This is a genomic window from Granulicella sp. WH15 (assembly GCF_009914315.1).
GTDB lineage: Bacteria > Acidobacteriota > Terriglobia > Terriglobales > Acidobacteriaceae > Edaphobacter.
On the sequence record NZ_CP042596.1, the window covers coordinates 2,649,505 to 2,670,872 of the forward strand.

General features: G+C 62.7%; 21 protein-coding genes and 1 tRNA gene. 16 read left to right on the plus strand and 6 right to left on the minus strand.

The features are described from left to right. Positions 1–56 precede the first annotated feature (56 nt). The 7 genes from uvrA (at position 57) to FTO74_RS11055 (ending at position 7,855) form a co-directional block, all read left to right on the plus strand. Positions 57–3,227, plus strand: a complete 3,171-nt coding sequence (uvrA, locus tag FTO74_RS11025) for an excinuclease ABC subunit UvrA (protein ID WP_162538198.1) — start codon at positions 57–59, stop codon at positions 3,225–3,227. Next, a complete protein-coding gene (locus FTO74_RS11030) occupies positions 3,224–4,084 on the plus strand; it encodes a CPBP family intramembrane glutamic endopeptidase (RefSeq protein WP_162538199.1) in 861 nt (286 codons plus the stop codon). The genes uvrA and FTO74_RS11030 overlap by 4 nt, the downstream gene beginning before the upstream one ends. A 40-nt stretch (positions 4,085–4,124) precedes the next feature. Further along, complete coding sequence (gene pyrE / locus FTO74_RS11035) at positions 4,125–4,787, plus strand: orotate phosphoribosyltransferase (RefSeq protein WP_162538200.1); 663 nt, start codon at positions 4,125–4,127, stop codon at positions 4,785–4,787. A 330-nt stretch (positions 4,788–5,117) separates the two neighbouring features. Beyond that, positions 5,118–6,179 (plus strand): S-methyl-5-thioribose-1-phosphate isomerase, encoded by a 1,062-nt coding sequence (gene mtnA, locus FTO74_RS11040; protein WP_162538201.1) that lies wholly within the window; start codon positions 5,118–5,120, stop codon positions 6,177–6,179. 146 nt (positions 6,180–6,325) lie between these two features. Continuing rightward, complete coding sequence (locus FTO74_RS11045; RefSeq protein WP_162538202.1) at positions 6,326–6,631, plus strand: permease; 306 nt, start codon at positions 6,326–6,328, stop codon at positions 6,629–6,631. 81 nt (positions 6,632–6,712) lie between these two features. Next, the gene (mscL, locus tag FTO74_RS11050) at positions 6,713–7,156 is read left to right on the plus strand and encodes a large conductance mechanosensitive channel protein MscL (protein WP_162538203.1); all 444 of its coding nucleotides are present in this window, start codon (positions 6,713–6,715) and stop codon (positions 7,154–7,156) included. Between the two features lie 66 nt (positions 7,157–7,222). Next, positions 7,223–7,855, plus strand: coding sequence for an energy transducer TonB (locus FTO74_RS11055; protein WP_162538204.1), 633 nt, complete (start codon positions 7,223–7,225; stop codon positions 7,853–7,855). Positions 7,856–7,916: 61 nt separating this feature from the next. On the opposite strand, the gene thiC is transcribed toward FTO74_RS11055, so the two are convergent. Together thiC and FTO74_RS11065 are read right to left on the minus strand one after the other, a co-directional pair. After that, the gene (thiC, locus tag FTO74_RS11060) at positions 7,917–9,419 is read right to left on the minus strand and encodes a phosphomethylpyrimidine synthase ThiC (RefSeq protein ID WP_255462201.1); all 1,503 of its coding nucleotides are present in this window, start codon (positions 9,417–9,419) and stop codon (positions 7,917–7,919) included. Positions 9,420–9,526: 107 nt separating this feature from the next. Beyond that, positions 9,527–10,156: a hypothetical protein gene (locus FTO74_RS11065; protein WP_162538205.1), complete on the minus strand. Its 630-nt coding sequence runs from the start codon at positions 10,154–10,156 to the stop codon at positions 9,527–9,529. Positions 10,157–10,370: 214 nt separating this feature from the next. On the opposite strand from FTO74_RS11065, the gene FTO74_RS11070 reads away from it, so the two are divergent. Next, complete coding sequence (locus FTO74_RS11070; protein WP_162538206.1) at positions 10,371–10,820, plus strand: cytochrome c maturation protein CcmE; 450 nt, start codon at positions 10,371–10,373, stop codon at positions 10,818–10,820. Between the two features lie 59 nt (positions 10,821–10,879). Here FTO74_RS11070 and FTO74_RS11075 read toward each other — a convergent pair whose 3' ends face one another. Next, positions 10,880–12,322 carry a M20/M25/M40 family metallo-hydrolase gene (locus tag FTO74_RS11075; protein WP_162538207.1) on the minus strand — a complete coding sequence of 481 codons (1,443 nt, stop codon included), beginning with the start codon at positions 12,320–12,322 and terminating at the stop codon, positions 10,880–10,882. 85 nt (positions 12,323–12,407) lie between these two features. Between FTO74_RS11075 and FTO74_RS11080 the strand changes: the two genes are divergently transcribed. The 6 genes from FTO74_RS11080 (at position 12,408) to FTO74_RS11100 (ending at position 16,626) form a co-directional block, all read left to right on the plus strand. After that, a complete protein-coding gene (locus tag FTO74_RS11080; RefSeq protein WP_162538208.1) occupies positions 12,408–13,115 on the plus strand; it encodes an ABC transporter ATP-binding protein in 708 nt (235 codons plus the stop codon). Continuing rightward, positions 13,112–13,606 (plus strand): Cys-tRNA(Pro) deacylase, encoded by a 495-nt coding sequence (ybaK, locus tag FTO74_RS11085; protein WP_162538209.1) that lies wholly within the window; start codon positions 13,112–13,114, stop codon positions 13,604–13,606. Before FTO74_RS11080 ends, ybaK begins: the two co-directional genes overlap by 4 nt. Continuing rightward, entirely contained in the window at positions 13,603–14,277 is a 675-nt protein-coding gene (locus FTO74_RS11090; protein WP_162538210.1) for a heme exporter protein CcmB, read from the plus strand. Before ybaK ends, FTO74_RS11090 begins: the two co-directional genes overlap by 4 nt. A gap of 47 nt (positions 14,278–14,324) precedes the next feature. Next, positions 14,325–15,125, plus strand: coding sequence for a cytochrome c biogenesis protein CcsA (gene ccsA, locus FTO74_RS11095; RefSeq protein ID WP_162538211.1), 801 nt, complete (start codon positions 14,325–14,327; stop codon positions 15,123–15,125). Further along, positions 15,115–15,258 (plus strand): hypothetical protein, encoded by a 144-nt coding sequence (locus tag FTO74_RS19385; RefSeq protein WP_174242223.1) that lies wholly within the window; start codon positions 15,115–15,117, stop codon positions 15,256–15,258. The genes ccsA and FTO74_RS19385 overlap by 11 nt, the downstream gene beginning before the upstream one ends. A 138-nt stretch (positions 15,259–15,396) precedes the next feature. Beyond that, positions 15,397–16,626: a YncE family protein gene (locus FTO74_RS11100; RefSeq protein WP_162538212.1), complete on the plus strand. Its 1,230-nt coding sequence runs from the start codon at positions 15,397–15,399 to the stop codon at positions 16,624–16,626. 149 nt (positions 16,627–16,775) lie between these two features. Here the strand turns inward: FTO74_RS11100 and FTO74_RS11105 are convergent, their stop codons facing one another. Both FTO74_RS11105 and queG read right to left on the minus strand, forming a co-directional pair. Further along, positions 16,776–17,561: a YihY/virulence factor BrkB family protein gene (locus FTO74_RS11105; RefSeq protein WP_255462637.1), complete on the minus strand. Its 786-nt coding sequence runs from the start codon at positions 17,559–17,561 to the stop codon at positions 16,776–16,778. A gap of 226 nt (positions 17,562–17,787) precedes the next feature. Further along, complete coding sequence (gene queG, locus FTO74_RS11110; protein WP_255462202.1) at positions 17,788–18,915, minus strand: tRNA epoxyqueuosine(34) reductase QueG; 1,128 nt, start codon at positions 18,913–18,915, stop codon at positions 17,788–17,790. A gap of 84 nt (positions 18,916–18,999) precedes the next feature. Between queG and FTO74_RS11115 the strand changes: the two genes are divergently transcribed. Together FTO74_RS11115 and FTO74_RS11120 are read left to right on the plus strand one after the other, a co-directional pair. Continuing rightward, positions 19,000–19,091, plus strand: a tRNA-Ser gene (locus tag FTO74_RS11115). A gap of 29 nt (positions 19,092–19,120) precedes the next feature. Next, positions 19,121–19,912: a DUF3800 domain-containing protein gene (locus FTO74_RS11120; protein ID WP_162538214.1), complete on the plus strand. Its 792-nt coding sequence runs from the start codon at positions 19,121–19,123 to the stop codon at positions 19,910–19,912. 40 nt (positions 19,913–19,952) lie between these two features. Here FTO74_RS11120 and FTO74_RS11125 read toward each other — a convergent pair whose 3' ends face one another. Then, positions 19,953–21,305 (minus strand): amidohydrolase family protein, encoded by a 1,353-nt coding sequence (locus FTO74_RS11125; protein WP_162538215.1) that lies wholly within the window; start codon positions 21,303–21,305, stop codon positions 19,953–19,955. Positions 21,306–21,368: the final 63 nt, after the last annotated feature.

Sequence of the window (21,368 nt, forward strand, 5' to 3'; positions counted from 1 at the left end):
TCAAACGGATAGATGCCGTATCCTTAGATTTGGTCGTCTGCTGACCTACGCCGCTTATGAAGCCCGAACCAATCCGTACACTCCCGGCCATACCCCGCCCCCAGCGCGCGGGGATTACGCACATCACCGTGCGCGGAGCACGCCAGCACAACCTGAAGAACGTGGACGTGACGATCCCGCGCAACACCCTGACGGTCGTCACCGGCCTATCGGGCTCGGGCAAGTCGTCGCTCGCCTTCGACACCATCTACGCCGAGGGCCAGCGCCGCTACGTCGAGACGCTCTCGGCCTACGCGCGCCAGTTCCTCGACCAGATGGAGCGGCCCGACGTCGACTCCATCGACGGCCTCTCGCCCGCCATCTCCATCGAGCAGAAGACCACCTCGCGCAGCCCGCGCTCCACCGTCGGCACCATCACCGAGATCTACGACTACCTGCGCCTGCTCTACGCCAGCGTGGGCCAGCCGCACTGCCCCAACTGCGGGCGGACGATCTCGCGCCAGAGTGCCGAGCAGATCGTGGAGCGGATCGCCGCGCAGGCTCCGGGCGAGCGCATCACCGTCTACGCGCCCATCGTGCGCGGGCGCAAGGGTGAGTTCCGCGAGGAGCTGGAGGCGCTGGACCAGCAGGGCTTCCGCGCGCGCATCGACGGCGAGATGGTCGAGCTGACCGAAGGGATGCGGCTCGAGAAGCGCAAGAACCATACGATTGAGGCGATCGTCGATCGCATCATCCTGAAGCCGCTGCCGCCGAACCCCGACGATGTGAACGAGACGCTGGCGGGCGCTCCGCCGAAGTACGACACCCGCCGCCTAGAAACGTCGGTTCAGAAGGCCCTGCAGATGGCCAACGGGCTGGTCCTGATCGGCATTCAAGGTTCGAGCCGCGACGTGCAGGAGGAGACGCTCTACTCCTCGTCGATGGCCTGCCCAGACTGCGGCATCAACGTGCCCAAGCTCGAGCCGCGCAGCTTCTCTTTCAACTCCACCTACGGGGCCTGCCCCGAGTGCCACGGCCTCGGCTCGATCTACGACTTCGACCCCGGCAAGACCATCACCGACTGGTCGAAGCCGCTGCTCGACGGCGCGATGGGACCCGGCTCCGGCTCGCAGTACCTGCTGCGGCTCATCAAGCTGGCCGCCGATAAATACAAGATCAACCTGAAGCAGCCCTTCAGCGACCTGAGCGTGGACCAGCGCAACCTGCTGCTCTACGGCCCGCCCGAGAACGAGGCTCGCCGCACCGGCTTCCACGGCATCTTCGCCTACCTGCGCTCGAACCTCGAGGAGACCAAATCCGAGGGCTACCGCGAGTACATGATGCAGTACATGTCCGCGACGACGTGCCCGCGCTGCCAGGGCAGGCGGCTCAGGCCGGAGTCGCTCGCGGTGACCGTGCCGGTTGCGAGCGAGGCGCTCTCCATCGCCGACTTCACCGGCCTCTCGCTCGAGCGTGCCCTCAAGGGTGCGCGGGCGATGGCCTTCATGGGCCGCGACCGCATCATCGCCGACCGGCTGCAACGCGAGGTCATCGAGCGGCTCGAGTTCCTGAACGCGGTCGGCCTGGGCTACCTCTCGCTCGACCGCTCGGCGGCGACGCTCTCGGGCGGCGAGGGCCAGCGCATCCGGCTGGCGACGCAGATCGGCTCGCGCCTGCGCGGCGTGCTCTACGTGCTCGATGAGCCATCCATCGGCCTGCATCAGCGCGACAACCAACGGCTCATCACGGCGCTCGAATCCTTGCGCGACCTCGGCAACACGGTGCTGGTGGTCGAGCACGATGAAGACACCATGCGCAAGGCCGACTACCTGATCGATATCGGCCCCGGCGCGGGCAAGGCGGGCGGCTACATTATGGCCTCGGGCACACCCGCCGAGATCATGGCCAACCCGGCCTCGATCACGGGCCAGTACCTCGCGGGCAACATCGAGATCGTCACGCGGCCCGCACGCCTTCTCGAAGACGGCAGTGAGGACAAGACCGCGCGGCCTCTGACCGGGCGCTGGCTCACCGTCGAAGACGCCCGCTCGCACAACCTGCAAAACGTCACCGCGCACTTCCCCATCGGCATTATGACCGTGGTGACGGGCGTCAGCGGATCTGGCAAATCGAGCCTCGTAAACGACATCCTCTACCGCGCGCTGGCCAAGGAGCTGTACGGCTCGCGCGAAGAGCCTGGCCAGCACGGTAAGGTCACCGGCATCGACCAACTCGACAAGGTCATCCAGATCGACCAGTCGCCGATTGGCCGCACGCCGCGCTCGAACCCCGCGACGTACACCGGCGTCTTCACCGCCATCCGCGACCTCTTCGCCATGCTGCCGGAGTCGCGCGAACGCGGCTACAAGCCGGGTCGCTTCTCGTTCAACGTACAGGGCGGACGCTGCGAGGCCTGCCAAGGCGAGGGACAGCGGCGCATCGAGATGAACTTCCTGCCCGACGTCTACGTGCTCTGCGAAGTATGTAACGGTCGCCGTTACAATCAGGAGACGCTCGCGGTCCGGTTCAACGGCTACTCCATCGCCGATATCCTCGATCTTGCCATCGCCGACGCGGTGCCGGTCCTCAAGGACATTCCGACCGTGGCCGTGAAGCTGCAAACACTGGTCGATGTGGGCCTCGGCTACATTCATCTGGGCCAGTCGGCCACCACGCTCTCGGGCGGCGAGGCGCAGCGCATGAAGCTGGCGCGCGAGCTATCGAAGCGCCAGACAGGACGCACACTCTACCTGCTTGACGAACCGACCACGGGGTTGCACTTCGACGACGTTCGCAAGCTGCTGGAGGTACTGCACCGGCTCACCGACCTGGGCAACACCATCGTCATCATCGAGCACAACCTCGATATCATCCGCAACGCCGACTACCTGATCGACATGGGTCCGGAGGGCGGAGAGGGCGGCGGCCAGATGGTGGGTCACGGCACGCCGGAGCAGCTCGCGACCGTAGCCGGATCGCACACCGGAGCCTTCCTGCGGCGGCACTTCAACTCCATCGGGATGAAGATTCCTCTCAGTGAAAACTTCGCCGGAGCGCAGCCCACGAGCATCAAGGCCGAGGCCGACCGCATCAAGGCGGCGCGTCCGGCGTTCGTGGCTCCAGAGAAGAAAACCGGTGTGCCGACAGCAAAGGCTAAGTCAGTCGAGCCAACACCCAAAAAGACCGCGGTTAAAAAGACAGTGGCGAAGAAAGCGGCGGCGAAGAAAACCGCAAAGGCCAAGGGATGACCTCCGAGCTTGCATCTACGCAATCTTCGGAAGAGCCGGTAGCAGCGCCGCCGGTCCATCCCCGTGTGCCGCACTTCGGCCACGTACTTCTGTTCCTGGTGCTGGCAGCGACGATGCTGTTCGTGGCCCAGGCACTGGTCGTAGCCGCAGTCGGCACCAGCAGCCATGACCTCATGGCCCTCGTTCAGAACCAGCGTCTGCAACTGGCGACCATGACGATTGGCTACCTGCTGACGCTCCTCGCGTGCTGGTTTCTCTTCACTCGCATGTGGGAGCGTCCGTTCCTCGAAGGCATCCAATGGAACGGCGCAACCGCGCTGCGTCATGCACCAAAGTTGATCCCGATCGGCTTCGTGCTGGGCTGGTCGGTGCAGGCGGTCGAAAGCCTTATCACCCTGCCCAGCTCGATCCCGATGGATGAGTTCTTCAAGAACGCATCAGTCGTGTGGGCGCTCACCGTGTTCGGTACACTACTCGCGCCGATGTTCGAAGAGATCGCCTTCCGCGGCTTTCTCTTCCCCGCCCTGGCGATCGCATGGGACTGGACGCGACTAAAGCGTACGCCCGAGTCCTACGCGCAGTGGAGATCGACCGACACGCTCAGCACCGAAGCCGTACTCATCAGCGGCTTGGTTTCGAGCGCAATCTTCGCGCTGATCCACGCCGCACAACTCGGCTACACCTGGGCCGCCGTGGCTGTGCTCATGGTCGTCTCACTGGCTCTGACGTGGGTGCGCGTGCGGCTCCGCTCGGTGGCGGCATCGGCCCTCGTACACTCCTGCTACAACCTCTCGGTCTTCATCACGCTGATGATAAGCACCGGCGGCTACAGGCATCTGGAGCGCATGGCGCAGTAGGCACATCGTGCTGCCTCCCAATGTCCGGTAATCTAGGGGCATGGACATCCGCGAATCGCTCCTCAACCTGATTGCCACGCACTCCTTCAAGCTCGGCGACTTCACCCTGGCCAGCGGCAAGAAGTCGGACTACTACATCGACTGCCGCACCACCACGCTGCACGCCGAGGGCGGACGCCTGGCCGGGCTGGTCCTGTACGAGCTGATCCGCGAGCACTTCCCCTCTGCGCAGGCCGTCGGCGGCCTGACCATGGGAGCCGACCCGCTAGTCTCGAACACCGCCTCCGCGAGCGCCTGGGCCGCTGCGGATCACGCCGAGATCCTCGCGCTGGCCGAGGAGATGGAGCTTGAGTCCGAGGGCGAAGCAGCCGAAGCCCCGTCCCTGATCCATGGCTTCCTGGTACGCAAGACCGAGAAGGCGCACGGCACCGGGCGACGCGTCGAGGGCTTTCTCTCCCCCGGAGCCGATGTGGTTATCGTCGATGACGTTTGCACGACCGGCGGATCGACGATCCAGGCCATCGAAGCGACGCAGGCCGCGGGCATGAACGTGGTGGGAGTGCTCTGCCTGGTCGACCGCGAGCAGGGCGGACGGGAGAACATCGAGGCCGCCTCTGCGGGAGCACCGTTCTATGCGGTCTTCACGGCGTCCGATGTTCGCACGGCCCATATTCAAAACGGGAAGGCTTCTGTCAATCTTTAATCAAGCGCTCGGCACACTATGGTAACCTCGCTCCATTACTTGTTTCATTTTTGCCGTACTTCTTTGCCTAAAAGCCGCCCACACTTAAAACGACATCCATGCCGACGTAGCTTCTGGGGTGTGCACCGTGAATACCTTCTCAACCGTATGCCAGCTATGCAGCTGCGATGCGCTCCATCGTTCGCACTGGCGCTATTACGACTTGCCATTTCTGCTGATCGGATTCATTCCGGTCCGCTGTGGCAACTGCGGGCGACGTTCCCACGTCCGCCGCTCCGCGCTTTCGGCGGTGAGCAGGACATGAGGCGAATCGTCTAAACTGAATCAGACATGATTCCGACCCTCGAATGGCTCCCTGCTGGCGTTAATTTCCTCGATCAAACCAAGCTTCCTCTGGAAGAAACCTACGTTCTCGCGACCGATTACAAACAGGTCGCCACTGTGATCCGCGACATGATCGTGCGCGGCGCACCGGCCATCGGCGTCTCCGCCGCGATGGGCGTGGCCATCGGGATCGACCGCAGCACAGCGGCCACGCTCGTGGAGCTGACTGCCGAGGTCGACGTCATCTGCAAGACGCTGGCCGAGACCCGGCCCACTGCGGTCAACCTCTTCTGGGGCATTGACGAGATCCGCAACCTCTACAACGAGATGGTTGCGGCTGGCGCGGCTATTCCAGAGATTAAAGCGGCTGTCGTGGCCAAGTCCCGCAAGATGTACGACGAGGATATCGACGCCTGCAAGCAGATGGGACGCAACGGCGCGGCCCTGCTGCCCCAGACCGGAACCGTACTAACCCATTGCAACGCCGGGGCACTCGCGACCTGCGGCTACGGTACGGCACTGGGCGTAATCCGCGCGGCGGTCGAGGACGGACATACCATCGACGTCTTCGCGGACGAGACCCGGCCCTTCCTCCAAGGCGCTCGCCTGACCGCGTGGGAGCTAATGAAGGACAACATTCCCACAACGGTTCTGTGCGACAACATGGCCGCGTCTCTGATGCGTCAGGGCCGGATTCAGGCGGTCATCGTCGGCTCCGACCGCATCGCGGCGAACGGCGACGTCGCCAATAAGATCGGCACCTACGGCGTCGCGATCCTGGCCAAGGAGCATGGAATTCCCTTCTACGTGGCCGCCCCGTGGTCGACCGTGGACATGGCCACCGCGAACGGTGATCTCATCCCCATCGAGCAGCGCAGCGCCCGCGAGGTCACACACTCGAACGGCAAGCAGATGACTCCGGACGGCGTTGGAATCGAGAACCCCGCCTTCGATGTGACCCCGGCGAAGTACGTCACGGCGATCATCACCGAGCTGGGCGTGCTCCGCGCTCCGTACGAGGAGTCCATCAAGCAGATGGCCGAACAGAAAACTCTGGCGACTGTATAGAGGGGCGTTCACACGCCTTTTTAAGGCTTCGCCTAGCATTCCCGTTGGTCGGTACTGCCGACCAACGGGGCGCCCTCGGAAGATCATCCTTCCCCTTGCTCCGCCGGGAATCGCACGAAGTACCGAAGTACGCGATACTTGTGGGAGTGTTTCGGACTGTATTCCATCTCCGTGAACGATCGCTGCTGCGCGGAACAGTGCTGGTGCTGGTCAGCCTCGCAGTCTCCTTTGTGCTCTCGGACTTTCCTCGTAACCGTCCCAACCTGTTCCTGATCCTGCCCGTGCTCTTCTCCGTCATGGGCACCTTCGATACGGTGCGTTGCATGCAGCGGCGCTGGAACTTCTACCACGCTGGCGTTATCTTATTGATCTACATGGACTTGATGGTGATATGCCTCATCCTGTTCCTACTGCTCTACCCCTATGCGCTCTGGCTCTCCCAGACGCACTGAAGTGATACAAAAAACAGTAACTTATTACAGAGGCTGCGATATACTCGCGGAAGCTTTCATTCCAGACTGTAGGGGTTCGTTATGTTGAAAGGCTTTCGGGACTTCATTCTGCGCGGCAACGTCGTCGATCTGGCCGTCGCGGTCATCATCGGTGCGGCGTTCGCGGCCATCACCAACTCGCTCGTCAGCGACATCATCAACCCGCTCATCGCAGCCGTCATCGGCAAGCCCGATTTCTCCGCGATCGTCTGGCATGTTCATCTCTTCCACGCCGCCCAAGACCTGGCGCCAGGAGCCAAGCCGGACGCAACTGCCGGGGCCATCCAGGTAGGCAAGTTCCTCAACAACGTCATCAGCTTCCTGCTCAATGCGGCGGTCGTCTACTTTGTCATCGTGCTGCCGATGCAGAAGCTTCTGTCCCGCTTCAAGGCTCCCGAGGCTGTAACCACCAAGGCCTGCGCCCAGTGCCTGTCTGATATCCCTCTGGCGGCGACGCGCTGCAAGTTCTGCACCCAGCCTGCATAATTCCCCGCTCCGCCTGACGGTAGCGGCTCACCAGCATTGCAACCGCGAGTCCTACCAGGTATGGAGATGAGACTCGAAACACCAGCCAGCCAGCGCCGGACTCCCTCTTGGGGCGATCCTCGCTGGCTGGTCTTGTCTGGAACGCTTCATCTTCTGCTGATCGTAGTCCTCGTCCACAGTCACGGACCCCGCGTTGCTGCCACCGACCACCCCGGCGATCGCTTCGGCCATCACATCCTGCTCACCTACTCCGCGGGTCACGCACCTGCGGCGGAGAAGGCACCCATACCCCACAAGCAGCCTCCTCCCCCACCGGCACACGCCGCGCTCTCCACACCCAAACCGCCACCACCAGCCCCTGCGGCCTCGTCATCGACCACGGCCGCCAGTACCGAATCCGGCACCTCATCAGACGCGCTAGGAAACGGCAATGTCACAGTCGCTCTGGTCATCCTGCATCCCCCGCCACAGCCTGATCTCAGCCGTTTACCGTCGGGCACACGCGGCGATGTGATCGTTGACGTCGTGATCGACGCCAGTGGTCGGATCGTCAAGACGACCATGGCCAGCGGGCTGGGTCACGGCGTGGATGAGACGGTACTTGCGACGATCCAGCAATGGACCTTCCAGCCCGCAACCCGCAACGGCGTTCCCGTGCCCAGCGAACAGGAGTTGCTCTTCCACTACGAACGCGGCTAGGCATAAACAACGATGCCGCCCCGATTAGAGGCGGCATCGTTAGTTAACGTGCTGCTTGAGGTTATCCGCGCAACGCCATCTGTTCTGTGACGATCTGGGTCAGGTCCTGCTTCTTCAGGCCGAACTCCGTCTCGTTGAACTTATCGACCTTGCTCGACCAGTTCATGGAGCAGAACTTCGGGCCGCACATGGAGCAGAAAGCCGCTTCCTTGTAGTAGTCGTCCGGCAGAGTCTCGTCATGCATGCTACGAGCCGTCTCCGGGTCGAGCGAGAGCGCAAACTGCTTGTCCCAGTCGAAGGTGTAGCGCGCGTGCGAGATGGCGTCGTCGCGGTCGCGTGCTCCGGGCCGATGCCGCGCCACGTCAGCCGCATGGGCCGCGATCTTGTAGGCGATGATGCCGTCCTTGACGTCCTTCTCGTTGGGCAGCCCCAGGTGCTCCTTGGGGGTCACGTAGCAGAGCATCGCCGCGCCGTGCCAGCCGATCATCGCCGCGCCGATGGCGCTGGTGATGTGGTCGTACCCCGGAGCGATGTCGGTGACCAGCGGCCCCAGCACGTAGAACGGAGCGCCGTCGCACAGCTCGACTTCCTTATCCACCTGCAACTTGATCTGGTCCATCGGAATGTGGCCGGGGCCTTCGATCATTACCTGTACGTCGGACTTCCAGGCCTGACGCGTCAGCTCACCCAGCGTCTTCAGCTCGGCAAACTGGGCCTCGTCCGAAGCATCGGCCAGGCAGCCCGGACGCAGGCCATCGCCCAGCGAGTAGCTGACGTCGTACTTGGCCATGATCTCGGTGATGCGGTCGAAGTTGGTGTAGAGGAAGTTCTGCTTGTGGTGGTGCGTCATCCACTGGGCCATAATGGCTCCGCCGCGGCTGACGATGCCGGTGATGCGCTTGGCCACCAGCGGAATGTACTCGATGAGCACACCGGCGTGGATGGTGAAGTAATCGACGCCCTGCTTGGCCTGCTCCTCGATGACCTCGAGGTAGATGTCGATGTTCAGGTCTTCAAGCCGCTTGACGCGGTTGAGCGCCTCGTAGAGCGGCACCGTGCCGATGGGCACCGGGCTGTGGCGCAGAATCTGCTCGCGAATCATGGGGATATCGCCGCCGGTCGAGAGGTCCATCACCGTGTCGGCGCCGTAGTGAACGGCCGTGTGCAGCTTGCGCAACTCCTCGTCCACGTTCGAGGTCAGGGCCGAGTTGCCGATGTTGGCATTGATCTTACAGAGCGACTCGACGCCAATGGCCATCGGCTCCAGCTCGGGGTGGTTGATGTTGGCCGGGATAATCATCGTCCCCTTGGCCACTTCGCTACGCACCAACTCCGCCGAGATCTTCTCGCGCTGCGCGACGTACGCCATCTCCTCGGTAATGAGGCCCTTGCGCGCAAAGTGCATCTGGCTCATGTTGGTGTCGCCGGTGCGCTCGGCCTCGGCCTTGCGCTTGATGATCCACTCCCGCCGCCCCACTGGCACCGGGTAGTCGTTGCTTACACTTGCCCCGTTGCCGTTTGCATGATGACCGTTGCCGTCCATACCCATGCTTCTACCCCTCATCTGATTCAAGTTACGTCCGCCCATCGCTCAAAGCGTCTCCATGAGCGGAAACGGGACAGTTATCCGATGAGTATACGCCGCCAATGGGTGCCCGGCATCGCTGGCTTCTAGAGGAGCGGAAGCCAGGGCAGACGGAAGACAATGCCGGTGCTGATCGTAAGCATCGAAGAGTTCGGCGTACCGGGGCCGCTGCCCACTCCGGGCATCCGACCGTAGCCGACCTCAATCGCCCGCCAGTCGATCCGGGGCAGGATCGTCGTATCGACGCCGCCCGCCACCTGGTACTCGAACTTGGTGCTGTAGCGATTGGCCGTCAGGTACGAGGTGTTCTTCACCCCGCCCGCGCCAATCGAACCTTGAACATAGGGCTTGAAGGGCAATAGAGGAGGCTTGACCGCCACGCGAACTCCGCCCAGGATACTCCGGAACCGCTTCTGATCGCTGCCGTACAGGAAATCTCCGCGCAGATCGACCCCGGCACGCAGCGGACCGAAGTGCAGAAAGTCGTCGTAGACGCCGACGCCTGGGCCATAGAGCCACGTCGTATTCTTGTTGGCGTTGTCGTCGAAGCGGAGCGTATCCAGCTTGCCGTAGATGCCGATCTGCGCGTGCGCCGCAGCCGTGGAGAGTGAGAGGCCAAGAAGAAATACGAGTCCGCGAAGTTTGATGGGGAGTCTCCTGATAAGTAGGGTAAATCCAAGATATACAACGACGACTACGCCCGGGGAGTATCCCAAACGGCACCTTGCGGACGCGGCAGCTTCTCTCCCAGACATTCGGGGCAGAGGCAACCGCTGGTTCCCTCCTCCGGAACCGGCAGCGCCGCGGGCAGCTTCATGCACCAGCAATTTCCTTCCGGCTCGCAGACCAGCGCCGCTCCGCACTGGGAACAAAGAATCTCCATTCCAGAATTATGAAGGGAATAGCCAAGAGTTGTAGACTGGATGCAAGATGCCGACTCCAGATAACCGCTCCGCCAAGTTCATCGTCGCCTCCATCCTCATCGCCGCAGTCGTGGGCTGGCTCGCATGGACCGGCGTACGCGATAACAAGAGCTACTACGTGACGATCTCGGAGTTGCAAGGCATGGGCAACAAGGCTTACGTCCGCCACCTGCGCGTGGCCGGCAATGTCGCTCCGGGAACTATCCGCCAGAGCGGCACCAATGCCACCTTCGAGTTGCTCGAGCAGGGCAAGAAGCTACAGGTGAGCTACGTTGGTGCAGAGCCGCCGCCGGACACCTTCAAGGACGATGCGCAGGCGCTCGCCATCGGAACGTATGGCCGCGACGGCGTCTTCCATGCCACGCAGCTTCAGGCCAAGTGCGCGTCGAAGTACGCTCCAGCAGCGGGAGCGAAGCCCCCGACCTCGGCTGCGACAGTTCTTCCCTCCAAGCGTTAGTTCATAAAAAACGGGCTGCCCATGTCTAAGAAGCTAGACATGGGCAGCCCGTTTTTTTGCTACTTGCTCGTAAGAGCCTTCAAGTACAAATACTCGAACTCCACCCCGGCATAGAACGACTCGACCCCGATGCGTTCATCCCGTCCATGTGCCCGCACATCGCCGCGATCGACGCCCATGCCGTTGAATCCGTAGCTCGGCAGCCCCAGCGCCATGGTGTAGATGGAGTCCGACGCGCCCGCCTCCATCGTGGGCATGATCTGCAACCCCGGCCACATCCGCGCGACGGTCGCTTTGAGCGGCGCAAAGACCTGCGAATCGAGCGGAGGCGGCGCGGCCGACTTGCGATCCGGCCCCGTCCCCATGACCATGCCGGAGTCGGTAACGTACTCCACCTTCAGGCCTGGATCGGCGAAGATGCGGATGAGATCCTGCCGCGTCTCCTCCCCCGAGTGACCGGGCAGGATGCGGCAGTTGACGTTAGCCTGCGCGCTCCCCGGCAGCGCGTTGGGAGCGTGTCCGCCCGAGAGCATCGTGGCCACGCAGGTCGTGCGGAGCAGCGCGTTGTACTCGGGGTTGGCCGAGAGCCGTGCGAGCGCGGCGACATCCGGTGTGGGCTGGAGCACGGCCCTCATATCGGCCGCATCCTGCGCGTTCACGACGCTGGCGTAGCTCTCCAGCTCGGCCCGAGTGACGGGGTTCAGCTCCAGTGGAAAGGGCGAGTTCTTCAGCTTCAGCAGCGCCTCGGCAAGCTGATAAATCGCGTTGTCCGCACGCGGCAGCGAGCTGTGCCCACCGCGATTGGAAGCCGTCACATGAAAGTCGGCGTAGGTCTTCTCGGTCGCCTCGACCATCAACACCACCGGCTTGGCCGCGACCGTCGTAAGTCCACCAGCATCGAGATTCAACACAAAACCAGCGTCCATCAGCTCGCGTCTGTGGGTCAGCAGCCAGTCCACGCCGTTCGACTGGCCGCCCTCCTCGTCAGCCGTCAACGCGAGAATAAGATCACGATCAGGCACAAATCCCTCGCGCTTCATGCGGATAAAGGCCGTCACCGCCGCCGCGTCGCCGCACTTGATATCCTGCGTGCCGCGTCCGTAAAAGTAGCCGTCCTTCTCGGTCAGGGTGAAGGGATCGAGCGTCCAGTCCCCGCGTTTGGCCTCGACGACGTCGAGATGCACGATGATGAGCGCGGGCTTGAGCGTGCTGCCCTTGCGCCCATGAAAACGCACAACGAGGTTCTTCTTGCGAGCGTTCGGCCCGTCGAGAACGAGGTCCGAAGCCGCAAACCCCGCGTCGAGCAGGCGCTGCCGCATGGCCTCGGCGGCGGTAGTTACGTTGCCCACTGAGTCTGTCGTGTTGATCTCGATCAACTGCTTGAAAATCTCTCGTGAGAGCTGACGCGTGGGCGCATCAAGCGCCTCCTGAGCCTCTGCTTTAACAAAACCCGGCAGCAACAGCGCGGCAACCGCGCCCAGAACCAACTTACCTACCTTCATCTTCAATCTCCAGAAAACTCAGCGCCGTCAAACACCCCATCCACTCAGGAGCCGGGCATCGTGTCCTATACTCGCATAGGACACGATGCCGACTCTATCCACTGCACCCGCCGTCGAACTCGAAGCCGTCTCGAAGATCTACGGCAGCTTTGCCGCGATCCGCAACGCTACGCTGACGCTGGCGCAGGGCAGCTGCACGATGGTCCTGGGCGAGAACGGCGCGGGCAAGTCCACGATGCTGCGGCTGATCGCAGGGCTGATCGGCCCCAGTCGTGGCACGGTGAAGGTCTTCGGCACCGGCATCCAGCAGGTACGCGGGAGCATCGGCTACATGAGCCACGCGCCGATGCTCTACGACGAGCTTTCGGCCATGGAGAACCTGAAGTATTTCGCTGCGCTGCACACCGCAGCCTCCAGCTCCTGCGCCTGCACGGTCTCGTCGGAGATGGCGCTGCGCGCAGTCGGACTCGATCCCCATCTTCCCCGCCCCGTCGGCCAGTACTCGCAGGGGATGCGGCAACGGACCTCGCTGGCCCGCGTGCTCCAGACCGACCCCGAGCTGCTGCTGCTTGACGAGCCTTTCTCGAACCTCGACGTCGGCTCGGCTCACCAGATGGTCGAGCTGCTGGCCGACTTCCGCACCTGGCCGGTGCGTGGTGGCGGCGGCCGCACCATCGTGCTGACCACGCACCTCGCGCAGCTCGCCGACCCCATCGCGGACAGCATACTGACGATGCGGCAGGGCGCGGTGCTTTCGCAGGAGGCCGTGGTTCCGAAAAGGATTCCCGCATGAAAGCCCCCAAAATAGATAAAACGAATGCCGCGCGGCTGCTCGATTCGCTCGGACTTCCCTACGAACTGCGCCCCTACGAGGTGGACCTCGAAGACCTCAGCGCCACCAACGTCGCCAGCAAGATCGGCCTGCCCGCCGAGCAGGTCTTCAAGACGCTGCTGACCGAGACCAACGCCGGAGAGCACGTCTTTGCAGTCATCCCCGGCGACTCCGAGCTGGACCTGAAGAAGCTGGCCGCCGCCGCTGGTGCGAAGAAGATCGACCTCGCCCCACTCAAGGAAGTGGAGCCGCTAACCGGCTATCTGCGCGGAGCCGTGACCGTGCTCGCGGCAAAGAAACCCTTTGCCGCCTTCGCCGACGAGACCATCGAGCTACACGACGTCATCTCCATCTCCGCCGGGCAACGCGGTCTGCAACTGCTGGTCGCGCCCGCCGACTACCTGAAAGCCACCGCCGCCACACTGCACGACCTGACCCGAGGCGCGGCGTGAACTATCTGCAACTGGTGCTGGCTCACCTGCGCAAAGACCTGCAACTGGAGTGGCGCTCCCGCGATGCGCTCGGCGGAATGTTATTCTTCGCGCTGCTGGTCGTGGTCGTCTTCTCGCTCGCCTTCGACCCCACCGCGTCCATGTCGCGCCAGATCGCGGGCGGCATCCTGTGGGTGGCGCTGCTCTTCGCCTCGGTCACGGCGCTCAATCAGGCCTGGAACCGCGAGCAGCGCAACAGCGTCCTCGACGCGCAGCGCATGTCGCCGTCGGCCCCGTCGGCACTCTTTCTAGGCAAGTCCCTCTCCAACATGATCTTCGTCACGGTGGTTGAGCTGGTGATGGCCCCGCTCTTCACCGTCTTCTATAACCTGCACGTTCTGGGAGAATCCTGGCTGCTGCTGGCCGTACTCCCTCTGGGCACGTGGGCGCTGGTCGTCAACGGCACCTTCTTCGCCGCGCTGGGGCTGCGCACGCGCAACCGCGAGTTGCTGCTGCCTCTGGTGCTCTTCCCCATCTCGCTGCCCGCGCTGCTGGCTATGGTGCAGGCCACCACGGCCATTCTGACCGGTGACTCCGACCCCGGCCTGTGGGTCAAGCTGCTGGTCGGCTACGACCTCATCTTCACCATCATCTGCCTGCTCATGTTCGACGTCATTTTGAACGCCGAATAGCGCACACAACCGGCGTCCGGCAAGCCGATGGGTCTAGAATAATAGCCATGGCGCAGCGCACCGAACTCACCTCCCAGCGCACCAACGGCCCCGGCCGCATCCTCTGGTTCGCGGGCCTTCTCGCGACCCTGGCGGTCCTCGCCACCGGCTTCCGCCTGGCCATCTTCGTCGCCCCCACCGAGGCCACGATGGGCAACGTGCAGCGCATCTTCTACTACCACGTTCCCACGGCGATGCTTTCCCTCGTCTTCCCGTATATCAACCTCGCGGCCTCCATAGCCTTCCTCGTGCTGCGCAACCGCAACCCGCTCTCGGCGCTGGCCGCAGACGCCTTGGCGCTGGCCTCGGCCGAGGTCACCATCGTCTACACCAGCATCTCGCTGGCTACAGGAATGTTGTGGGGACGCGCCTCCTGGGGCATCTGGTGGACGTGGGACGCGCGCCTGACCACCTACCTGCTCCTGTGGCTGCTCTACGTCAGCTACCTGATGACGCGCCGCCTCTCGGCCACCGGCCAGACCTCGACGCTCTCAGCCGTACTGGCGGTCTTCGCGGCTGTCGATATTCCGATCACCTACATGTCCATCCGCTGGTGGCGCACCCAGCACCCCGCGCCGGTCTTCGGCGGCGGCCAGGACTCGGGCATCGACCACTCCATGTACCCCGCCTTCGTCTGGAACATCATCGGCTGGGCCATGTGGGGAGCGGTCATCATGACCTTCCGCTACGCGCTCGAACGTCGCCGCCAGACCGCCGAGCAGGACGCCGCGCTGGCAGCCATCGAGTCCACGCTGAACACGCAGGACGCGGGCCAATCGCCCAATCAGGAGCCTCCCTATGCACGCTAGCGACTTCAACTTCGCCACCATGGAGATCCGCCATCTGGTCGCCGCCTACGCCACGGTCTTCATCTTGCAGGGCGGATACTTTCTGTGGATGGCCCTGAGCTGGCGCAAGCTCAACAACAAGAAAATCTTTTAGAAGTGCCCTCACGCCGGATGGGCGGCACTTCGTGCGGTTCTTCGGGGCGGTATGGTCGGGATGATCTTCTGAGGTCTTCCGTTGCTCGTTAGATGTGCTCTCTTGCAGCCTCTCATCCCGACCGCTAGACTCGCAGGTGTGCCTCATCTTTCTCATCGCAACCGCCGCGCCCTTCGCGGCACCCTCCTCTGCCTCCTGCTCCCGCTAGCCGCCTGTAGCCGCAAGGGCTTTCCCAGAGTGCCCGACGGCTACCGCGAATATGCCTACGTCTCCAATACCGCGGCCAACACAGTCTCTGTGCTCGACCTCGTCTACCTGCGCCCGGAGCGCACGCTCCTGGTAGGAGCCGGCCCTAGCGGCATGGCCGTCAACCCCGTCCGCAACGAGGTCTACGTCGTCAACACCCAGCCCTCGCAGCCCAACGGCTCGGTCTCGGTCATCGACGTCGTATCGAACCGCGTCGTAGCCACCATCCTCGTGCATCGCCTGCCTTACTCCATCGCGGTCGACCCCACAGGCCACCGCGCCTTCGTCGCCAACTCCGGCTCGAACACCGTCTCCGTACTCGACCTCGACAAGCGCCGCCTGATCCATACCGCGGCCACGGGCGAGCAGCCCGGCGTCGCCCGCATCTCGCCGGACGGGCGCACCCTCGTCGTCACCAATCGCGGCAGCAACAGCGTCTCGGTCTACAGCGTGGCGCCGACCGACAGCCCAACCTCCGAGCCCGCGCTGCGGCTACGCAGCACCTTCGACCGCTGCCCCGGAGCCACCGACGCGGCCATCCTGCCCGACTCGCTGAAGGCCTTTATCGCCTGCTCGAGCGGTCACCAGGTGATGGCGATCAGCCTGGCCGCCGCGCCCGATTCGTGGCAGGCCAAGCAGGACTCCGCCGCCACCGCCGACCACTTCCTCACCCTGCTCGACGTCGGGGTCGCGCCGACACACCTAGCTCTGAAGCCCGACGGCGGCGAGATCTTCGTCAGCAACTTCACCTCGGATTCGATCTCCGAGATCTCCACCTGGACCAACGAGGTAGGCGGCACCTACGCCATCGGCAGCAAGCCATCGCAGGGCGTCGTCAGCCGCGACAACAGCACGCTGTGGGTCTCGAACTTCGGCGCGGACACCATCTCGCTCTACAGCGTCGACGACGGCAAGGTGGTTGGAAGCCTGCACACGGGCGCGGCTCCCGACGCACTGGCCTTCTCGGCCGACGAGCACCTGCTACTAGCAGCGGACGCGCACTCGGGCGACGTAGCGGTGATTCGGACGCAGGGTAAGCAAGGCCCCGCGCTCTTCACGATGCTGCCCGCAGGAGCATCGCCAAGCGCCATCGTGGTCAAAGCACTCCAACCTAACAAATAACAATAGAAGTACTTTGAAGTACGGTTCAATCGCCAGGATCGGTGCTTACAAGCGCCAACGGCGCGCTCTATACCAGCCTGGGGCAAAGCCCCAGGTAAGTTCCATCATGCGCGAATGAGGGCTGAAGGCCCGACCTATCTTCTTCTCCCCTAGCCTTCACTCTCCGCCTCACGAGCCAGCCTCAACGTATAACGCGTCGCGGAAAAGTGCGCACCGGCCAACAGCAGCAGCCCCGAGAGAAAAGCCCACATCATCAGCCCAACCGAGATATAAAACGGCCCGTAGACTGCCCGAAAATCCAACCACGGTAGCGCCAGCACGTACAGGTACTTGGCCACCTCCCACAGCAGCCCGATCACAATCGCGGTCGGCAGCACCGCCCGCGCGGGAACCTTGCGGTTAGGCAGAATCCAGTAGATAAGAAAGAACAGCAGGATGCTCGCAATGACCGCGCAGATCTTGAGCACGCCGTGTCCGATGAAGTTATAAACCACGTTGTCCGTGTGCCCCAGAAAGATCCAACCCATGACGCTGCGCTGCCCGGCGGTCATGGCGATTGAGGCCATAGCCAGCGCGCCGACAGCCACGGCCAGACCAATCGAGACCACCTGATTGTGCAGATAGCTGCGGTTCTCCTTGACTCCCCAGACCTGGTTCAACGCCACCTCCAGCGGCAGAAAGACGCCGGTCGAGGAGATCAGCAGCATCACCAGCGAGAAGATCTGCGTACCCTTCTTCGGGTGTGCATTGCGCATCACGAAGTCCTGCCCGGTGGGCAGCAGGCTGCGCATCAGGTCGCCGACCACGGCCTCCATGGCGCTCGAGTGAAAGACGCGATGGCTGATCGTGAGCAGCAGCACGATGAAGGGGAAGAGCGACAGGATGACGTTGGCCGCGACGCTAAAGGCGTAGGTGTGGACCTCGGTGCCGGTCATATACTTCGCCAGCGCGACGATCTGCGGCCCCAGCCCCTGCTCGCGCACGATGGGCCGTACCTCCTCAAGAGGCACCGGCTCAATCGGCACAGGCTGGAGGTCCGCCGTCGCTACGGGCTGAGGTTGAGGGTCCGGAAGTAAGGAAGGCAAACCCATCGTGGCAAATCTCCGTGCGCGCCCGCTCGGGGCAGATCAGGGCAGGCCCTTGAAGAGATGCTAGCAGCAGCTAGTCCTCTGTCTCTTTCACGGCCAGCCTGCCCAACGCCCAGGAAGCCGCCTCCGCCAGCACCTCGTCTTCGGCCGCTGCCCACTCAGCCAGACGCGGACGAAATCCCTGCTCCCCGCTATTGCCCATCGCGATGGCCACATTTCGCCGCAGCCGCTTCAGCTTGGTCCGCTCCAGCGGAGAGCCGCGAAAACGCCGCCGAAACTCATCCTGCTCCATCGCCCCCAGCCACTCCAGAGCGGGGTTGATGAGTTCATCCCGCGTCGCCAGCCCCGTCCTCACGCTCACCGGAGCGCGCCGGTTCCACGGGCACACCTCCTGGCAGATATCGCAGCCGAAGACCTGCCTCCCCATCGGCTCTCGCAGCTCCTCCGCGATGCTTCCCTTCTTCTCGATGGTCAGGTAGGCGATGCAGAGCGAGGCATCCATCTGGCGCGGAGCCACCAGCGCGTCGGTCGGGCAGGCGTCGATGCAGCGCGTGCAGCTTCCGCAGCGGTCCGCTGCCTCCTCCACCGAAAGCCCCGGCCCCAGCGGCAACGAGGTCACGATCACCCCCAGCAGCATCCACGAGCCGATCTTCTGGTTCAGCACGCAGGTATTCTTCCCCACCCAACCGACCCCGGCCTTCGCGGCGAGGTCCCTCTCGAGCAGCGGCCCCGTATCGACATAACAGCGAGTCTCGCACTCGGCCACATCATGCAGAGCAGTCTCGACCGCACGCAGCCTGGCAAGCAGGTCATCGTGATAATCCGTAGGCTCGCCAGACTCGGTGCCATTCCACGCATAGCGCGCGATCCAGCCATCCCCGGCAGCAGCGGGATCAAGCGAACGTGGTCCAGCGGCGTTGTAGTTGAAGGCACACACGACCACCGACCTAGCCCAAGGCAACGCCACCCGCACCGACCGTCGCAGCAGCTCGCCATGCTCATCGCGCCGCTTCAGGTACTCCATCTCCCCGGCTCGGCCCTCGTCAATCCAGGCGGTAAATCGCTCGGCGGTCAGACGCCCCGCATCCTGCTCCGAGGCGAACGCCTCCGCCACCCCGGCAAGATCGAACCCGGCGGAGACAGCCTCACCCCGGGTGAATTCGATCAGCTCGGGTGTCCAGAATGTCGCAGGAGAAGCCACCTTCAGATGCTACGCGATTGCCCCGAGCAAATATCGTGGCAAGGCCTTTTCCACCAACGCGTTTCGAGGTAAACTAAAAGGAGTGGAGAGGTGGCAGAGCCCGGTTTAATGCACCTGACTCGAAATCAGACGTACCTTCGCGGGTACCGGGGGTTCGAATCCCTCCCTCTCCGCCATCACCCCTCAAAAACTTCTAACCTTCACGATGCATCTAGCGATAGATGATACGTACGGACCGATCGACGCGGCACCCTCGAAATACGTAACCGGGGCCCGCCGAACCTATGTTGCGGTGGAGTTCCCCGACTCTCAGGTTCAGGAAGTTCGGAATGCCATCCGCGACTGCCTGGAGGAGCTGCCCGATCAACTCGGCATCGCTCCAGCCGAGTTCCACTTTGTCGACATATACAACCGCAATGGTGTCTGGAAACAGGTGCTAGCGGGAAAGAACCTGCGGATCTTCGAGTTTTTCGCAGAGATCTATCGCCACTATCGCTGGCGAGTCCACATTCAGACCGTCGACAACAGGACTCTCACGGACCACGGGATCGCACTTGCAGGCTCGCTCGACGGCATCGACCTGACCAAACGTGACGGTCAGGCTCTGCTGTTCCTGCTGCTGAAGCTGAGGCGATCCATCCCCTCTCCGCGGGAGCGATTGATCCTGCGCATCGACGAGGGCACAGGCAAGGCCGATGCACCCTTTGCGCGGGAGATCTTTCACGAGTGGGGCGAGCGTTATGATGGCCGCTTCGCTGCTTCCGTGTCTGAGCCTCTCCTCCAGATCGCTGACTTCCTTGCCTTCAGCATCAACCGGTCCACCCACCTTCAGATCAAGCCCCAGCGTACGGCAACGGATCTGTGGTTCCTCGATCTAGTCGGCAGAATGAAGATCCAGTCACCGGACATCACGCAAACTACTCTCCCGGCAAACTTCTCCGTCGCTGATATCGACTCGATTCACACCAAAGATCGACGAGAAAAGGGAGTGGAGTAAGCTCGACCGACGTTCATCCCATTCCGCCTGCCTTGCTGACCTAGTGCAAGCCGCCAGCCTCCGGTTTTGCCTCTCGGCCCCCATGCCATATCGCGACGATGCGTTCAGTGTTATGGATGTCATCGACCGGATTAGAACCAAGCAAAATCAGGTCGGCCTGTCGTCCGGGCTGGATCGTACCCGTCCTTTCGGCAATCTTCAGCAGCTCCGCATTCTCTCCCGTGGCCGCGTGGATCGCCTCAATCGGCGTAAGCCCGGCCTCCACCATCATGGCCAGTTCATGGTGCTCCGCGAAGCCCGGGATGCGATAAGGGCTCGCGCCCGAATCCGTCCCGAAGCCCACCTTCAGCCCCGCATCGAGAGCCAGCTTCAAGTTTCTGCGGGCGTTCTCATAGTCCTGCCGATGCACCGGAGTCAGAGGATCATTCTTCACCTGATCCTGATAGCTTTTGCTCGTCAGCATCGCATACAGGTTCGGCGAGATGGCATCGCGAAAGAAGGCGCGATCCATCCACGCCGGATGACCGGCATACGCAAAGAAGGATTCATCGACAGTAAGCGTGGGGATGTAAAACGTTCCATGCTCCTTCATCAGTTGGATGAACTCGGCATCAATCGTGGTGTCGCGAACCGAGTGCGCCAGCACATCGACACCATCGCGCACAAGCTGCTTTGCATCGCTCAACCGATACACATGCGCGGCCACACGGATGTGATGACGATGCGCCTCCTCGATGGCCGCGCGATAGACCGCCGGGTCCATCTTCGGCTTGGTCCGGTAAAGATCATCGACCCATATCTTGACTAAGTCCGTACCCCGCGCAGCCGCCTCATCGACGTCCTTGCGAGCCTCCTCCACCGTCGCGGGTTGATACAACTGATCGGGCTGGTGCGGAATCGGAGGCATCCCATCCGGCACCCCGATGCCGCGGTCGGCAACGAGAATCGTGGCTCCATCCAACGCGCCACGGCGCTGTTCTCCGCGAACACCATAGACAAGATCGCGATTGAGCCCCAGCGAGAGCATCGTCGTCACGCCGTAACGTTCGTACTGACGCAGCTCTGCGATCACACGCTCACGCGTATAAGAATCCGATGAATTTTTCGTATCATCGACCAACGCCAGATGTCCATGCGCATTGATTAATCCAGGAATGACGGTCTTACCCGATCCATCGACAATGTGCGCATTTGGAGCCGCTCCCACAGCCGCATGAGCCCGGCTGATGCTGGCAATTTTATCGCCGACGATCGTAACGGTTGCGTCCTCTATCGGCGGCCGCCCCGTGCCATCAATGACGCGAACGTGCGTAATCAGCGTGGTATCAACCGGCGGAGCAGCGGCAAGAGCCACAGGAGGAATCAGCAAAAACAGGAGCAAAAACGACCGCATAAGATTGCATTCTCCAAATCGTTGAGACCATGCAGATCCAGCATAGGGGATTCCATAAAATAT

What these genes read in the sequence shown, in the direction of transcription:
- uvrA (WP_162538198.1), top strand. Translation starts at nt 57, where the DNA reads ATGAAGCCCGAACCAATCCGTACACTCCCGGCCATACCCCGCCCCCAG.
- FTO74_RS11030 (WP_162538199.1), top strand. Translation starts at nt 3,224, where the DNA reads ATGACCTCCGAGCTTGCATCTACGCAATCTTCGGAAGAGCCGGTAGCA.
- pyrE (WP_162538200.1), top strand. Translation starts at nt 4,125, where the DNA reads ATGGACATCCGCGAATCGCTCCTCAACCTGATTGCCACGCACTCCTTC.
- mtnA (WP_162538201.1), top strand. Translation starts at nt 5,118, where the DNA reads ATGATTCCGACCCTCGAATGGCTCCCTGCTGGCGTTAATTTCCTCGAT.
- mscL (WP_162538203.1), top strand. Translation starts at nt 6,713, where the DNA reads ATGTTGAAAGGCTTTCGGGACTTCATTCTGCGCGGCAACGTCGTCGAT.
- FTO74_RS11055 (WP_162538204.1), top strand. Translation starts at nt 7,223, where the DNA reads ATGAGACTCGAAACACCAGCCAGCCAGCGCCGGACTCCCTCTTGGGGC.
- thiC (WP_255462201.1), bottom strand. Translation starts at nt 9,419, where the DNA reads ATGAGGGGTAGAAGCATGGGTATGGACGGCAACGGTCATCATGCAAAC.
- FTO74_RS11070 (WP_162538206.1), top strand. Translation starts at nt 10,371, where the DNA reads ATGCCGACTCCAGATAACCGCTCCGCCAAGTTCATCGTCGCCTCCATC.
- FTO74_RS11075 (WP_162538207.1), bottom strand. Translation starts at nt 12,322, where the DNA reads ATGAAGGTAGGTAAGTTGGTTCTGGGCGCGGTTGCCGCGCTGTTGCTG.
- FTO74_RS11080 (WP_162538208.1), top strand. Translation starts at nt 12,408, where the DNA reads ATGCCGACTCTATCCACTGCACCCGCCGTCGAACTCGAAGCCGTCTCG.
- ybaK (WP_162538209.1), top strand. Translation starts at nt 13,112, where the DNA reads ATGAAAGCCCCCAAAATAGATAAAACGAATGCCGCGCGGCTGCTCGAT.
- ccsA (WP_162538211.1), top strand. Translation starts at nt 14,325, where the DNA reads ATGGCGCAGCGCACCGAACTCACCTCCCAGCGCACCAACGGCCCCGGC.
- FTO74_RS19385 (WP_174242223.1), top strand. Translation starts at nt 15,115, where the DNA reads ATGCACGCTAGCGACTTCAACTTCGCCACCATGGAGATCCGCCATCTG.
- FTO74_RS11105 (WP_255462637.1), bottom strand. Translation starts at nt 17,561, where the DNA reads ATGACCGGCACCGAGGTCCACACCTACGCCTTTAGCGTCGCGGCCAAC.
- FTO74_RS11120 (WP_162538214.1), top strand. Translation starts at nt 19,121, where the DNA reads ATGCATCTAGCGATAGATGATACGTACGGACCGATCGACGCGGCACCC.
- FTO74_RS11125 (WP_162538215.1), bottom strand. Translation starts at nt 21,305, where the DNA reads ATGCGGTCGTTTTTGCTCCTGTTTTTGCTGATTCCTCCTGTGGCTCTT.